The organism is Desulfoprunum benzoelyticum, from assembly GCF_014201505.1.
GTDB classification, from domain to species: Bacteria; Desulfobacterota; Desulfobulbia; order Desulfobulbales; family Desulfocapsaceae; genus Desulfoprunum; species Desulfoprunum benzoelyticum.
Window position 1 is genome coordinate 34,058 of sequence record NZ_JACHEO010000023.1, and the last position, 14,339, is coordinate 48,396.

Genomic DNA, 14,339 nt, shown 5'->3' on the forward strand with positions numbered 1-14,339 from the left:
GAACGTCGCCGGATGCGTCACCACAATCCCGTGTGCCGGTCGTAGCGATGACGATCGACCGCGGCGACAATTCCGGCTTACCGATTTGGGGCACAGCGTCGCCAGCGACGGTTGCCGGCCATCGGCAATGTGGCTGCTTCAGGTCCCCAGGGCGCAACAACAGGACAATCGGGAAAAAGATGCGTATTGCCAACGAGGGCGATCTGGCGGCGATCGTCTCCATATACAATTCGACCGTTCCGACCAGGTTGTCGACCGCCGACACAGCCCCGGTGACGATCGAATCAAGGCGGGACTGGTTCGAGCAGCATCTTCCCGACAGACGGCCGCTGATGGTCCACGAGCAGGACGACAGGGTCGTCGCCTGGGTCAGTTTTCAGTCGTTTTACGGCCGACCTGCCTATGAGAACACCGCCGAAATCAGCATCTACATCGCTCCCGCCTGCAGGGGGCAGGGCCTGGGTCGGACCCTGCTGGCCGAGGCCCTGGGCCTGGCTCGACAACTGGGCATCAAGACGGTGATGGGGTTTATCTTTTCCCACAATGAACCCAGCCTCCGCCTCTTCAAATCGTTCGGTTTCGCCGAGTGGGGCAGACTGCCCGATGTGGCGGAGATGGACGGCCGGGAATTCAGCCTGTCCATCCTGGGAAAACGGGTGAGCCCGTAGGGTATCGGTTCGGAAATACCCGGACCGGCAAGGCCGCATCTCCCCGCAATCGGTCGATCCGCAACCAGTCCCGGCCGGGACCGCACGTAGTACGCGGTGCCTTTGGCCTGGCGCCGGAACCACACAACATCAAGGATTGAGGATATGCGTTATCTTGTTGCTCTGTTTTTCATGCTGGTCGCTCTGGCTGTCACCGGACCGGCTGCCGTTGCTGCCGCGGCCGGACTGCAACCCTGGTCCGAAAATCCCTGGTACTGGAGCTATCGCGGTGAACCGGTGCTGCTGCTGGGAGGCAGCGATGACGATAGCCTCTTCCAGTGGCCGGAGAAGGATCTTCTCGCCCAACTGGAGCGCCTGGACGCCGCCGGCGGCAATGTCATCCGCAACACGATGAGCGACCGCAAGGACAAGGGCTTCGAGGTTTATCCCTTCAAACGCCGCGCCGACGGCCGCTACGACCTCAATGAATGGGACGAGGAGTACTGGGCGCGGTTCGAGCGCCTGCTCCGGGAGACTTCCAGGCGGCGGATCTTCGTCCAGATCGAGATCTGGGACCGGTTCGATTTCACCGATCAGGGCGGCAAAAACCGCTGGCAGATCCACCCCTATAATCCGAAGAACAACGTCAATTACGGCTATGAGGAGTCGGGATTCGCCCCGCGCTATCCCGACCATCCCGCCGCCAACCGGCAGCCGTTTTTTTTCACCACGCCGAATCAGCGTCATAACCGGACGATCCTGGGTTTCCAGCAGCGTTTCGTCGACCGGATGCTCGACCATAGCCTGCGCTACGATCATGTGCTGTACTGCATCGACAACGAGACCAGCGGCGAAGAGGAGTGGGGGCGATACTGGGCCCAGTTCGTCAAGGCCAGGGCGGTGAAGGCGGGCCGGACGATCTATGTGACCGAGATGTGGGATGACTGGAATCTGAGCGCCGCCCGGCACAAGCGGACGTTCGACCACCCGGAGTTGTACGGCTTTGTCGATGTCTCGCAGAACAACCACAACCGCGGTCAGAAGCATTGGGATGGGTTCCTTTACGTCCGCCGCTATCTGGCGGAGAGGCCGCGGCCGATGAACACCACCAAGATCTACGGAGCCGGCACCAGGGCCGGTTCCACCGAACAGGACGGCATCGAGCGCTTCTGGCGCCACCTCCTCGCCGGCGCCGCTTCGCTGCGCTTCCATCGTCCCGAAGCCGGGCTGGGATTGGGCGACAAGGCGGTCGCGGCCATTCGCGCCGCCCGTAAGCTCGAATCGAAGATCCGGCTGTGGTCGCTAACCCCGGCCACCGACCTGCTCGCCGACCGGGAACCGAACGAGGCCTATCTCGCTGCCGCCGCCGGCTTCGCCTATGCCCTGTATTTTCCCGCCGGCGGCGAAGTGCGGCTCGATCTGTCCGCAGGCCGTGGGCCTTGGACCGTCTACTGGATCGATATCGCCTCCGGGGAGTGGGGGCCGAGCCGGCCGCTCGACGGGGGGGCCGCCACCGTGCTGGCTCCCCCCACCGTGGGCAACTGGGCCGCCGCCATCGTCCGGGGCGCCGATTGAGGGCGGCCGTCAAGATCCTGGGCGGTTGTCGATCTGTGCCGCTCCATCGCGGCCGGAGCAGGGTCAGTGGCCGAAAAACTTTTTTCAACCATCGGTGACGAGTCCGCCATGACTGAACTTCCCTTCGCCTTTACCCTGTCGCTTCCCGAATGGGCGGTGGCGGGATTCGCCGCCTTGCCGGAATTTGTTGCAACAGCAGAGCAGCGGATGCGCCTGGTCCTCGCGTTGGCCAGGCGCAACGCCCTGGAGAACAGCGGCGGCCCCTTTGCCGCCGCGGTATTCGAACATGGCAACGGCCGGCTGGTCGCCGTCGGGGTCAATCGGGTCATGCCGGCCAATTGCTCCAGCGCCCACGCCGAGGTCATGGCCCTGTCACTGGCACAGCAGCGCCTCCAGGTCTACGACCTGGGAGGGCCAGGGCAGCCGACGTTCGAGCTGGTGGTCAATTGGCGGCCCTGCGCCATGTGTTTCGGGGCGGTGCTGTGGTCCGGGGTCCGGCGCCTGACCATCGCCGGTAGCGGGCCGCAGCTCGAGAACCTGACCGGCTTCGACGAGGGGCCGCTGCCGCGGCAATGGCGGGCGGAGCTGGCGAGGCGGGGCATAGTCGTAACGGAAGGGGTCCTGCGCCGGGAGGCGATAGACCTTTTCCGCTGGTTCGGCGCCAGTGGCCGGACCGTCTACAACGCCCGCCGGGGGTAACCGCGTCGTCGCACCCGGTTCGCGAATACAAATTCCGGACACTGTCGGACCGACCGACCGTTTTCGCAACGACTTCGCGGTGCCGACCCCGATCATGCGAAATCCTTCGATCGTCTCACTCCGGCCGAAATCCTTCAGACCAGACATCCGGCACCATCCGGAAGGAGCACGGGGCCCTGGAATACTGGGAATGCCCGGGAAACGACCTCGATATCAGGGCTATGCCGTCGTTCCGGAGGACAATCGACTGCGGTGTCGTCCATGACCGGCAACTTATGACTCAAGATCCCAGTTTGATGAAGATCTCGTCGATAGTATCCTGATTGATTCCCTGACCTTTCATAACCTTTCTGGCGTGTTCGGCAAATTCGAGCCTTTTCACCGCCGCTTTATTGTTCATCAACCCTTGATGAACGAAGCAGTTGATGATCGAGGCGGCGTCGGTATCCTCGAGCGCTGCGGTTCTGTTGATCTGCTCGAGCAATTCCGTCGGCATCTCCAAGGTCATCGTCGTGACTGGTTTGCCGGCATATTCAGCTTGTATATGACATACTAATTCCTTCATGGCGGATCCTCCTCTGGGTAGAAGACTTCCTCTCGTCCGGGGTGCATATCCGTCTGGAATGCAGGCCATTCCGGTCGTACTTAGGAATACAGATAGGTATGGCTGGCGAAATATCAAGACGACGGCGCGACAGGGCCGTCGGCAATGGGGGTAGTGATCGGTTCATCGTTTTCCTCGTTGATTTTGTGCATATCGGGTCTTATGGTCTGCAGGTCATCGGAAAACATGACGGCAGGGTAACGGCCTGGCCTGATCCGGGTCGCACTTCCGGCCGTGACGATGATTACCTATGCTGCACACTCTCTTTCGGTCTTGCTTTTCTAGCCGTTTTTGTCAGAATTGGTTTGTTTTTGTTTTCAGGGTTGACAGCCGGAAATAATCCCGTATTTTTCGATCTGAAAGAGGTTGTTCAAGCCTTTCAGGGGGTTATGTAGGTAATATCCCTACATGATTTTCAGCAATATCCTTACGCTCCACTCAGGATAATCCCTACCGTTTCCTGGGGTCCTTCCTTACGCCTGCTTCGGCAATATCCTTACATAAAAAAAGGCAATTGCCTGATTTTCTTCTCATCGTCATCTTTCTATAGTGAGCATTGATAGTTGGAGAGTTACGTCCGCTGTTTTGCGTCGACGGGTACTCCGGCTTTCTCGTTATGAATGTCGAGGTTGTCTCGCATCCATGATGAATGCACCTGATCCGGTTGCCTCGTGTCGGGAGGGGGAGGGGCCGGTGGGCGCGGCAGTATACGGGATCCGGTCCGGGCAGGATGTGCCGGGCTTCACATTACTTAGCTCACTTGTGCTGAACAAGAAAGGAGAGTCATGATCGACAACCGGAGCAACAATAAAACCCGGGAACCTAATCCTCAAAACCAGAAGGAGGCTTCAATGGGAGTATCAAGACGGGATTTTCTCAAGCTGTCAGGCGGCACCGTTCTGGTTGCATCGCTTGGCGTCAACCTCGACCCTGCAAAGGCCTATGCCAAGGATCTGAGGATCAAGAACGCCAAAGTGACAACGACGGTCTGCCCCTACTGTTCGGTAGGGTGCGGCATACTCGTGTACGCCGAGAACGGCAAGGTCATTCAGGTCGAGGGCGATCCTGAACATCCGATCAATGAAGGGACGCTCTGTTCCAAGGGCTCTTCGCTGGTGCAGATGGCGAACAACGACACCCGCCTCACCAAACCGATGTACCGTGAGCCCGGTGGAACGGCGTGGAAGGAAGTCGAGTGGGACTGGGCCCTGGACCGTATCGCCCGCCTGGTCAAAGACGCTCGGGACAAGAGCTTCAAGACGGTCTCCAAGGCCAAGGTCAAGGAGAAACAGCCCGACGGCACCGAGATCGAGGTCGAGAAGGAGTTCGTGGTCAACCGGACGGACGCCATCGCCCATATCGGCAGCGCCGCCCTTGACAACGAGGAATGCTATCTGCTGCAGAAACTGGTGAGGTCCTGGGGCCTGGTGTACATAGAACACCAGGCGCGTATCTGACACAGCGCAACTGTTGCGGCTCTGGCAGAGTCGTTCGGACGCGGTGCAATGACCAATCACTGGATCGACCTGAAAAACGCCGATGTCATCCTGGCGATGGGCGGGAATCCAGCCTCCAATCATCCTATCTCCATGAAGTGGATCATGCGGGCCCGCGAAAAGGGCGCGAAACTGATCTGTGTTGACCCCCGCTTTTCGCAGACCGCCGCAAAAGCGGATCTCTATGCCCCCCTCCGTTCAGGAACGGATATCGCCTTCCTCGGCGGCATGATCAATTACATCCTCGACAACGAGCTCTACTTCAAGGAATACGTCGTCAACTACACCAACGCCTCGTTCCTGGTGAATCCGGAATTCAAGGGCCCGGCGGAACTGGACGGCCTGTTCTCCGGCTACAACGAGCAGAAACGCAACTACGACAAGACGACCTGGTCGTTCCAGAAGGATGAGAACGGCATCGCCTTGAAGGATCCGACCCTCCAGGATCCGAACTGCGTCTTTCAGCTCCTGAAGAAACATTATGCCCGGTACACCCCGGAGAAAGTCTCCGGTATCACCGGCACCCCCCTCGATAAACTGCTCGAGGTCTACAAACTCTACGCCTCCACCGGCACACCGGACCGGGTCGGGACCGAGTGCTACGCCATGGGCTGGACTCAGCATACCGTCGGCACCCAGAACATCAGGGCGATGACCATCATCCAGCAGTTGCTCGGCAATATGGGCATGGCCGGCGGCGGCATCAACGCGCTGCGCGGTGAAGCCAATGTTCAGGGCTCCACCGACTACGGTCTGCTGTTCCACATCCTCCCCGGCTACAACCCCACGCCGAACGCGTCCCTGGTCGACCTGGCCACGTACAACGAGAAGAACACCCCGACGACGAAGGAACCGCAAAGCGTCAACTGGTGGTCCAACCGGCCCAAGTACGTCGTCAGCTATCTCAAGGCCGTCTATGGCGACGCCGCGACCAGGGAAAATGATTTCGGCTACTCCTGGTTGCCGAAACTGGATGTGGGTCAGAATGCTTCATGGCTGATGATCTTCGATAAAATGCTGAAGGGAGAGTTCGACGGCTTCTTCGCCTGGGGTCAGAACCCGGCATGTTCGGGCGCCAACTCCAACAAAACCCGCCAGGCCCTGACCAAGCTCAAATGGATGGTCAATGTCAACCTCTACGACAACGAGACCGGGTCCTTCTGGCGCGGCCCCGGCATGAACCCCAAGGACATTCAGACCGAAGTCTTCATGCTGCCGTGCGCCTCGTCGGTGGAAAAAGAGGGGAGTATCTCCAACTCCGGACGTTGGGCGCAGTGGCGTTACAAGGCCGTTGAGCCGGTCGGCCAGTCCCTGCCCGATGCCGAGATCATGAACGAGCTGTATTTCAAGGTCAAGGAGCTGTACAAGAAGGAAGGCGGCGCCTATCCCGACCCGATCGTCAATCTGAGCTGGGACTACGGGGAACGCGATGCGGCCGGCAAGATCAAGCACGTCGACATTCATGCCGTCGCCAAGGAGATCAACGGCTACTTCCTTCAGGATGTCTATGACACGAAGGTCGATCCGCCCAAGCTCATCGGCAAAAAAGGGGATCTGGTCACCAGTTTCCCGTCGCTGCAGGCAGACGGCTCCACCTCGAGCGGCAACTGGCTCTACTGCAACTCCTATATCCTGAAGGACGGCAAAGAGGTCAACATGATGGCGCGGCGGGGCAAGGACGACCCGACGGGCCTCGGTCTCTTTTCGGGTTGGACCTGGTCATGGCCGGTCAACCGGAGGGTCATCTACAACCGGGCCTCGGTCGATCTCAACGGTCAGCCGTGGGATCCGAAACGGCCGCTGCTCAAATTCAATGCGACGAAGCTGAGTCCCACCGGCACGCCCGGTGTCTGGGAGGGTGATGTCGTCGACGGCGGCGGCGGGCCGGCAGGATCGCCCACCGGCAAATTGCCGTTCATCATGAAGCCCGACGGGATCGCTTCGATCTTCGGTCCCGGTCTCGCGGAAGGTCCGTTCCCTGAGCATTACGAGGCCCTGGAGTGTCCGCTCGAAGAGAACTCGATGTCCAAACAGCGGGTCAATCCGACGATCAAGATTTTCGGCGACGAGATGGATGCCGCCTTCTCCTGCGATGCCCGGTACCCATTCGTCTGTTCCACCTACCGGGTCTCGGAGCACTGGCAGACCGGCTGTATGACGCGGCACTGCTCATGGCTGCTGGAGATGCAGCCGCAGAACTTCGTCGAAATGAGCGTTGAACTGGCCAAGGAACTGGGAATGACGAACGGCGAGACGGTTGTCGTCGCCTCCGGCCGCGGCGAGGTCAAGGCGGTCGTGCTGGTTTCCGAGCGGTTCAAACCCTTCAAGATCGAGAACTCGACGGTGCATCAGGTCGGTGTTCCCTGGCATTTCGGCTGGCAGTTCCCTGAGGACGGCAGCGGCTATGACAGCGCGAATCTGCTCACGCCAAACGTGGGCGACGCGAATACAATGATACCCGAGTCGAAGGCCTTCATGGTCAACGTCCGGAAGGCATAGGGGGTGAATCATGGCCAACGAAAACTCGAAAAACCGTAAAGCGATCCTCGTCACCCCGGAGCTGTGCATCGGTTGCAGGGCATGCCAGGTTGCCTGCAAGTCCTGGAACCAGCTGCCGGGAATCAAAACCAAGAACAACGGCAGTTACCAGAATCCACCGGACCTGGCCAGCGCCGCCTACAACATCATCCGCTACAATGAGGTCCCGTCGCAGGACAACCCTGTTCGCTGGCTCTTCGTCAGCCGGCGGTGCATGCACTGCGATGATGCAGGCTGCATGAAGATCTGTCCGTCCGGGGCATTGTACAAAACCGACGAAGGCGCCGTGGCCTTCGACCGCGACAAGTGCATCGGCTGCAAGCTCTGCGTCACCGCCTGTCCCTTCGACGTCCCCCGCTACGATGCCGATGGCAAGGTCACCAAATGCCATCTCTGCTTCGACCGTATCGGCGCCGGCATGAGTCCGGCCTGCGTCAAAACCTGTCCGACCGGGGCGTTGAAATACGGCGACCGGGAGGAGCTTATCAGCACCGCCAGGAAGGATGGTTTCGCCACCCTCTACGGCGAACAGGACCTGGGCGGCCTGGGTTCGGTCTACGCCTTCAAGGAGGAGCCGAAACTCTACGGCATGGTCGAAAACCCTGCGATCCCGAGCAGTGTCAATTTCTGGCATACGTATCTGAAACCGCTCTCCGTCATTGGTCTGGGCGGCGTGGTCGCCGCCGCGGCGATCCACTATCTGGCCATTGGCCCCCACAAGGATAACGAAGAGGAGGTGTGATTATGGCTGAGATGGTAAGAAAAGAAAGTGGTGGTGCAATTTTAAACCACTGGATGCTGGCTATAAGCTGCATCCTGCTGATCGTCACCGGATTCGCCTTCCTTTTCCATCTGGACGGCGTCGGCGCCGTCTTCGGCGGTTACGAGACCATGAAGACGGTGCACAACTGGGTCGGCGTCGTCTTTGGCGTGTCCCTGGTGTTCACCATGTTCCAGTATTTAGGGGACTCACTGAAATACGACGCCGATGACGCCCAATGGTTCAAGGTGGCGGGAGGGTATCTGTCCCACAAGGTCAAAGTGCCGCCGATGGGCAAGCATAATCCCGGGCAGAAACTTTATTATCTGGGTATTGTAATTTTCGGGATCGCCATTGCCCTTTCCGGTCTCGGCATCTGGCTGATGAAGGACAATGCGACGATTATGCTCCTGTCACACCTGGTACATAATGTTTCTTTCGTTTTCTTCTGCATCATGGTCCCTGTTCACATTTATCTCAGCACCCTGGCCAACCCTGGAACGCTGCAGATCATGACAACCGGCATGGTGCCGCTTGAGCTCGCCAAAAAGAGATATCCCAAGTGGATGAAAGCGATTGGGAAAATGTAATAGTATTGTCTGATCAATAGTCAAATTCAAGGAAAGAGGGGATAGATGCTATCCCCTCTTTTTGGTGAAAATAATGAGAAAAATAATTATTTGTATTTTTGTGCTCCTTATGGTCGGGATTGCACACGCGGAACAGCAGAGGGTCGAAGTCCCCATCGGCGACTCACCATCCCTGGGCCCGGCCGACGCGCCGGTGACGGTCATCGAATTCATTGATTTTCAGTGACCCCACTGTGTGGCGGCCGGTCCGACCGTCAAACAGTTGCTGCAGACCTACCCCGACAAGATCCGCCTGGTGGTGAAGAACTATCCCTATAAATACCGTGATTTTTCGAAGATCTCGGCCGAGGCCTCCCTCGCGGCACGCGAACAGGGCAAATATTGGGAGATGCACGACATCCTGATTGCCCGCTCCCCCAAACTGGACCGGGCCAGCCTGATTGCCTATGCCGGTGAACTGGGGCTTGACGTCGCCAAATTCACCGAGGCCATCGACAGCGGCCGACATGCCAAGGACGTCGAAGCCGATGTGCAACTGGCCGAATCGATTGACCTCTACAATACACCGACGTTTTACATCAACGGCCGGCAGGTTGTCGGAGAGCGCCCATTCGACTATTTCAAGAAGATCATCGACGAGGAATTGAACCAGGCAGGGAGGTGAGCGGATGAGAAGGCTGTTATGGATCGTAATCTCGGTTATCTGCCTGCCGGCTTGCGGTTTTGGGGGATCCCTCGAGCCGTTCAAGGAGGTACCGATTCCGAAATCGAACCCCCAGACTCCGGAGAAAGTGGAACTCGGCAGGAAACTGTTCTTCGATCGGCGCCTGTCCGGCGACGGGACCACCAACTGCGGGACCTGTCACGATCCGGAGCAGGGATACAGCGACGGACTCGAGCTTTCTCTCAACTATCCGACGACCCGGAACTGGCGCAACTCACCGACGCTGATCAATGTCGGTTTCCAGAAGTTTCTGTTCCATGACGGGCGGGCGGCGAGCCTTGAGGACCAGGCATTGTTTCCGATGATGTCGGCCTACGAGATGAACCAGAATCTCGATTTCATGGAGGAGGAGATCCGTTCGGTTCCAGAATATGTTTCCGAATTCACAAAAGTTTTCGGTGATGATGATATTACCCGGGAGCGCGTGGCGATGGCCATCGCCGCCTTCGAGCGGACCATTGTTTCCGGTGATGCCCCGCTCGACAGGTTTCTGCGCGGTGACAAGGATGCCCTGTCGCCGGATGCGTTGAAAGGCTATGAAGTGTTCACCGGCAAAGGCAAATGCACCGAGTGTCATTTTGGCGTCAATCTGGCCGATGACCGGTTTCACGCCCTCAATGTCCCGGAGAATCCGGAACACCTCAAGGACCCCCGGATCGCGGCGACCCGCCGGTTTGTCGCCAAGGTCTATCATTTCGAGGACTTTCGGACCCTGGCCGAGGATCCCGGACGCTTCCTCATCACCAAGGAACAGAAAGACTGGAAAGCCTTCAGAACTCCGACGCTGAGGGAGGTCGCCGCCACTGCTCCCTATATGCACAACGGTATCTATGCTACCCTCGATGAGACGATCGAATTCTTTGACATGGGTGGCGGAAAAGGCAATACCGTGCTGAAGCCCCTGCAACTCACGGCCGAGGAGAAACGACAGCTCAAGGTTTTCCTCGAACACGGGTTGACCGGAGCGCCGAAGGCCTTCACCTACCCAAAAATTCCTTAAGGAGTACCATGACCATTGATATTCAGGCCTTGATTGCAAAACGTCCGCACCTCAAGGACCCACTTGAAATGTATGCCAGATGGCAGCGCTTTCACCAGGAGGCGGGGGAATTGCTGCCGAAAGAGAGATCGGCGATGTCGGCCGAGGATTCCAGGACCTACCCGCGTGACTGTGCCGGCCCGATTTTTCGCCTGTTCGTCTCGATCTTTGATCTTCCGGGAGAGGAACTCGCGCCGCTGGGCCAGGCCTTGGAGAGCGGCGAAATCGATTTCATGCGGCTGCCGCTCGGCGAAGTGCCGGTCGTTTCCGCCCTTCCTGCCACTGAAGATGAGTTGTCAAAAATCCTGTTTCTGGTGAGCAGGCCGTATTTTCTGGCGCTGCGGCAGACCTTTCCGCTGGACGGAAGCCAGTGGGAGGATGGCCGTTGTCCCCTGTGCTCGGCGCGACCGGCGCTGGCGACCATAGTCGAAGGACCGCAGCGCCACCTGCACTGTTCATTCTGCGGGACTTCCGGCACCTACCAGTTCATCGGCTGTCCCAACTGCGGGTCGACGGATGTTTCGCAGCTCAACACCATCATGGCCGAGGATGAATCTGGATTTCGGTTGGCGACCTGCGATGCGTGCCATAGCTATGTCAAGATCGTGGAGAGTTCCATCCTCGACGAGATGACCCTGGATCTGGCCGACATGGCGAGCCTGCCGCTCGACCTCGTTGCCCAGGCAAAGGGATACGTGCGGATGGCGCCGAATCCTATCGCCTTGAAAACGATGGGATAACCGATCGTTCATAAACCATGTCCTGATCCGGTTGTTGTTTGTATGGTAATGCTGACCAGCGGATGGATGGCAAAGGGCTGTTCCAGTCGGACAGCCCTTTTGCTTTATCGGCTTGAGTCGAGCCGCGCTGCAAACTCTTCGGCAGTAAAGCGATAGACCTGGGTCCCGTAGTGTTCGACGGCAAAGGACGCGCAGGCGCTGCCGAGCCGGGCGCTCTCCTCGAGGCTCAGTCTTCTTGTCAGTCCGCTGATCAGGCCGCCCCGGTAGGCATCGCCGGCACCGGTTGGATCGACGACCTGTCTGGCCGGATAGGCGGGGATCTGTATCCTTTGCCCCTGGTGATGGACCGTTGAACCAGCCTCGCCAAGGGTGATGATCGTGCTTTCGGCGAGGTCGAGGAGCCGATCCTTCGTTATTTCGGTCTTGTCGAGGATGAGATCGAATTCGTAGTCGTTGACGATCAGGATCTTCGCCCCGGTTATGGCCGACAGGAGGGCATCGGCCTGCAGCACCGGCAGGGACTGGCCGGGATCGAAGATGTAGGGGATCCCGGCTTCCCGGCATCGCCGCGGATAAGCGACCATGTCATCGAGATTGCCGGGTGAGACGAGGACCAGCGTGTCCACCGGGTCGAGGCCGGCGAAATCCAGTTCCGATGAATACTTCATCGCCCCGGGATTGAAGCCGGTGATCTGGTTGTCGCCCTTGTCGGTGGTGATGTAGGCGCCGGCAGTCAATTCCGTGTAGATCACCTTGATGCCGTCGATGGAGATGCCGTTTGCGGCGAACCATTCGAAATATCGGTGGTTGTCGCTGCCGATTGTTGCCGAAATAAAGGGCGTCCCGCCCAGCAGTCGCAGGGCATAGGCGATATTGCCGGCGGTCCCGCCGAGATTTTCCTTGACCCCCTCGACCTGAAAGCAGACGTTGAGCACGTGGATCTTGTCCGGCAGTATATGGTCTGAAAAGTATTCAGGGAAATTCATGATTCTGTCATAGGCCAGAGAGCCGCTTACAATCACCTTCATCTGTCTTTTTCCTTGAACTTGAACGGTTACCGTTGGTCTGTGGATACTCTTAGGATGCTGCCGGCCGGAGCCGATGTCCGCCACCTGTCATCGATGGCGTTTACGGGGCTGTTTAACACAGGGCCTGCGGGGTGTCCAATGAATAGTGGATCTATGCCGGGGCTGGGCCAGCGGCACGCCGGCCCGGGCGTCAGCGGTAGATCTCGGGATAATCGGCCTTCCATTTGCGGTGAAACCATAGCCAGTGGTCGGGATATCTGGTGATGATCTGTTCCAGCCCCTCATTCTGCCGTCGTGTCAGTACCTCGATATCCTCCTTCGCTTCACCGTATCCGATGGGAATTTCCGGCAGGAAGACGAGACGGTGGCAACGGGGATCCCTGTCCCGGACGGTAAACATCGGCACCAGCGGCACCTGGTATTTCTGGGCCAGGCTGGGCGCGATATAGAGAGAGGTGGTGGGGTGGCCGAAGAATTCAGCCATGATCCCCTCCTTGCGGTTGGCATTCTGGTCGGTGAAAATCACCAGGTCTTCACCCTTCCTGAGGCGCTGGATCGCCTCGCGCAGGCCGTTTTCCTTGTAGAGGATGTTGACGCCAAGGGCGGTATTGCGCTGGTATCGGGCCTGTTCGAGCAGAGGGTTGTCGATGCGGCGGACGATGAAGTTCAATTTGTTGTAATGTCGGGCATAGTAACGATGTCCAATCTCCCAGTTGCCGAAGTGGGCGCCGAGGAGGATCACCGCGCTGCTTTTAGCCCGGGCGGCAAGCAGATGTTCTTCTCCTTCGACCCGAACCAGCCGGTCGAGGGTGGCAGCGGTCTTAAGGGGGTCAGCCAGGAATTGGACGAATTCGTGCCCGATCATCCCGAACTGTTTGAAGTTATCGCGAATTGTCCGGTCGATCCGGTCCTCTGTCATTGAGGTGCCGAAAGCGAAACGGAGGTTGGCCCGGGCGATTTGCCGGTGTTTTCCGGCGAGGTGATAGAGCAAGGTGCCCAGGCCCCTGCCGAGGCCGAGCCACATGGAGAGCGGCATGCTGTGACTGCAGGCGAAATAGCCTTGTACGGCGTGGAAGGCCAGTTTATCGCCTCGGGAGATAGCAGGTTGCAAGGTCATGATGCTCTGGTTGAGATAGATTTTAGTTGTATGAGCTTACAGCATTGCGCCGGCAAATGATGGCGTTTCGGTATCACTTCTGCCTCACTAGCATAGCGTCAAGAGCGAGATTTACCATTGAAAAAGTCTGATTGAGCAATCGATCCGGCATCGGCAGGCAAATATCGCACTCAAGCCCAAGGCCAATCTCCAGGCGTTGGTTATCTGCTATATTATACTGAATTGACACCTATAAATTTGAAATTTTTTCTGCTCCGACCCAGCCTATTGATTCAGCTTGACAGTGAACCTTGCAGATTGTAAAAAGGTTCAATTAAAGAAATTAATTAAATACTGTCTGTTTTGGGCCCTGGAGGTAGACATTTGTCGTATAAATCAGTTCTTAGATGGATATCCCGGCGGAGTTTTTTCTCTTTATAAGTGGCTTTTTTGGTTGTGTTTAAGTCGTGTTTGGACCTATATTCAGGCCAATGTGCAAACACAACTTTCCCCTCATGCAGACTTTCATTGCAGCAGCATCCCGCAGCATCAGATACCGTAGTGGTTGCAACCTGATATCGGCACGCCCACAGCACGAGGAGTAACAGAGAATGAACAGAATGTTGGCGGGGGTACTCCCCCAGGAAGGCGGTTTAGAGGCGAACGTATCGGGGAAATACGCAGCGGCGATCGGTCTGTGCGGCCTGTTGACCCTGGTCGGGGTGGGAGCGGGCATCCATTCCCTGTACGTCGGGCACGAGCATACCTTTGGGGTCAGCCGCGAGGTACCCTGGGGGATCCTG

14 protein-coding genes and 1 pseudogene are annotated in these 14,339 nt (G+C 58.1%); 12 read left to right on the plus strand and 3 right to left on the minus strand.

Annotated elements, in window-relative coordinates; genetic code table 11:
* Positions 1–179 precede the first annotated feature (179 nt).
* From HNQ81_RS15015 to HNQ81_RS15025, 3 genes are all read left to right on the plus strand, one after another.
* On the plus strand, positions 180–668 hold the full coding sequence (locus HNQ81_RS15015) for a GNAT family N-acetyltransferase (RefSeq protein ID WP_183352129.1): 489 nt from the start codon (positions 180–182) through the stop codon (positions 666–668).
* 144 nt (positions 669–812) lie between these two features.
* The gene (locus HNQ81_RS15020) at positions 813–2,222 is read left to right on the plus strand and encodes a hypothetical protein (RefSeq protein ID WP_183352130.1); all 1,410 of its coding nucleotides are present in this window, start codon (positions 813–815) and stop codon (positions 2,220–2,222) included.
* 66 nt (positions 2,223–2,288) lie between these two features.
* Positions 2,289–2,921, plus strand: a complete 633-nt coding sequence (locus HNQ81_RS15025; RefSeq protein ID WP_337833464.1) for a nucleoside deaminase — start codon at positions 2,289–2,291, stop codon at positions 2,919–2,921.
* A gap of 280 nt (positions 2,922–3,201) precedes the next feature.
* Here HNQ81_RS15025 and HNQ81_RS15030 read toward each other — a convergent pair whose 3' ends face one another.
* Positions 3,202–3,486 carry a hypothetical protein gene (locus HNQ81_RS15030; RefSeq protein WP_183352131.1) on the minus strand — a complete coding sequence of 95 codons (285 nt, stop codon included), beginning with the start codon at positions 3,484–3,486 and terminating at the stop codon, positions 3,202–3,204.
* A 98-nt stretch (positions 3,487–3,584) separates the two neighbouring features.
* On the opposite strand from HNQ81_RS15030, the gene HNQ81_RS15035 reads away from it, so the two are divergent.
* The 8 genes from HNQ81_RS15035 (at position 3,585) to HNQ81_RS15070 (ending at position 11,412) form a co-directional block, all read left to right on the plus strand.
* Positions 3,585–3,920 carry a hypothetical protein gene (locus HNQ81_RS15035; protein ID WP_183352132.1) on the plus strand — a complete coding sequence of 112 codons (336 nt, stop codon included), beginning with the start codon at positions 3,585–3,587 and terminating at the stop codon, positions 3,918–3,920.
* Between the two features lie 456 nt (positions 3,921–4,376).
* Entirely contained in the window at positions 4,377–7,520 is a 3,144-nt protein-coding gene (fdnG, locus tag HNQ81_RS15040) for a formate dehydrogenase-N subunit alpha (RefSeq protein ID WP_183352133.1), read from the plus strand.
* A 10-nt stretch (positions 7,521–7,530) separates the two neighbouring features.
* Positions 7,531–8,301, plus strand: a complete 771-nt coding sequence (locus HNQ81_RS15045) for a 4Fe-4S dicluster domain-containing protein (protein WP_183352134.1) — start codon at positions 7,531–7,533, stop codon at positions 8,299–8,301.
* Between the two features lie 2 nt (positions 8,302–8,303).
* Positions 8,304–8,909 carry a formate dehydrogenase subunit gamma gene (locus tag HNQ81_RS15050; RefSeq protein WP_183352135.1) on the plus strand — a complete coding sequence of 202 codons (606 nt, stop codon included), beginning with the start codon at positions 8,304–8,306 and terminating at the stop codon, positions 8,907–8,909.
* Between the two features lie 73 nt (positions 8,910–8,982).
* A complete protein-coding gene (locus HNQ81_RS15055) occupies positions 8,983–9,135 on the plus strand; it encodes a hypothetical protein (RefSeq protein WP_183352136.1) in 153 nt (50 codons plus the stop codon).
* A 9-nt stretch (positions 9,136–9,144) separates the two neighbouring features.
* A complete protein-coding gene (locus HNQ81_RS15060) occupies positions 9,145–9,573 on the plus strand; it encodes a thioredoxin domain-containing protein (RefSeq protein WP_183352137.1) in 429 nt (142 codons plus the stop codon).
* 4 nt (positions 9,574–9,577) lie between these two features.
* Positions 9,578–10,633, plus strand: a complete 1,056-nt coding sequence (locus tag HNQ81_RS15065; RefSeq protein WP_183352138.1) for a cytochrome-c peroxidase — start codon at positions 9,578–9,580, stop codon at positions 10,631–10,633.
* Between the two features lie 8 nt (positions 10,634–10,641).
* On the plus strand, positions 10,642–11,412 hold the full coding sequence (locus HNQ81_RS15070; protein WP_183352139.1) for a formate dehydrogenase accessory protein FdhE: 771 nt from the start codon (positions 10,642–10,644) through the stop codon (positions 11,410–11,412).
* Between the two features lie 104 nt (positions 11,413–11,516).
* Here the strand turns inward: HNQ81_RS15070 and HNQ81_RS15075 are convergent, their stop codons facing one another.
* A complete protein-coding gene (locus HNQ81_RS15075) occupies positions 11,517–12,440 on the minus strand; it encodes a carbohydrate kinase family protein (RefSeq protein ID WP_183352140.1) in 924 nt (307 codons plus the stop codon).
* A 190-nt stretch (positions 12,441–12,630) separates the two neighbouring features.
* On the minus strand, positions 12,631–13,557 hold the full coding sequence (locus HNQ81_RS15080; RefSeq protein ID WP_183352141.1) for a lysophospholipid acyltransferase family protein: 927 nt from the start codon (positions 13,555–13,557) through the stop codon (positions 12,631–12,633).
* 590 nt (positions 13,558–14,147) lie between these two features.
* Here HNQ81_RS15080 and HNQ81_RS15085 point away from each other — a divergent pair.
* Positions 14,148–14,339: pseudogene (locus HNQ81_RS15085) on the plus strand (NrfD/PsrC family molybdoenzyme membrane anchor subunit); the annotation flags it as partial.